We start from the raw sequence: 890 nt of genomic DNA on the forward strand, positions 1-890 counted from the left end.
GAACTGGCGCAACAAGCCGTTGGTGTTCTCGCATGAGCCGCGCTGCCAAGGACTGTGGGGATCACAGAAGTAGATCTTCACCCCGGTGGCTTGAGTCAGCTCGCGATGACAGGCCAGCTCCTTGCCCTGGTCGTAGGTGAGCGTCTGGCGCAGAGGCTGGGCGATCTGGTTGAGCTTGGCGCTGAAGGCGGCCAGGGCTGAGGCAGCGGTGGCATCGGGCATCTTGCACAGCAGCACCAGACGGGAGCTGCGCTCCACAAGAACACCCACTGCGGAGCGGTTGCCCTCACCCTTGATGAGATCGCCCTCCCAGTGCCCCGGCATCAGGCGGTCATCGACTTCGGGCGCACGCACATGGATGCTGACCATCTCGGGCAGCTTGCCCCGGCGGTCTTCACCGCCACTGCGAGGGCGGCGTGTGCTCTTGCCTTGGCGCAGCAAGGCGATGAGCTGGCTGCGCAGCTCACCACGGGGATAGGCATAGATCGCGTTGTAGAGCGTCTCATGGCCCACACGCTGGGAGGAATCATCAGGATGCATGTGCCGCAGTGTGCGGGCAATTTGCTGAGGAGACCAGCGGCGCAGCAACAGATCGGTGACCACATGCCACAGCGCCCCGTCGGCATGCAGCTTGGGCAGGGGGCGAGAGGCGATGCGACGCTGCTGGTACAGGCTCTGAGCGGGGGCAGACCAGTAGGCATCGCCACTGCGGTTGCGGGTCACCTCGCGGCTCAAGGTGCTGGGGCTGCGCCCCAACTGCTGAGCAATGCGCCGCAGGCTCCAGCCTTGCTGGAGCAAGGAAGCGAGGGTCAGGCGCTCTTCAGGTTGCAAGTGGCGGTATCGGGTGCTCATCGTGACAACTTACCTCAGGACGGAGGTGTTGCACTTCG

Annotated in this window: 1 protein-coding gene; it reads right to left on the reverse strand. The window is 64.4% G+C overall.

Translation table 11 applies throughout. The annotated features are described in order from the left end of the window. Positions 1-852: IS30 family transposase (locus ACP2WS_RS11275; protein WP_426460853.1), on the reverse strand; the 852-nt coding region annotated here is incomplete at its 3' end. Positions 853-890: the final 38 nt, after the last annotated feature.

The organism is Brachymonas moutaii (nom. illeg.) (genome assembly GCF_049977365.1).
Classification (GTDB): Bacteria; Pseudomonadota; Gammaproteobacteria; order Burkholderiales; family Burkholderiaceae_C; genus Brachymonas.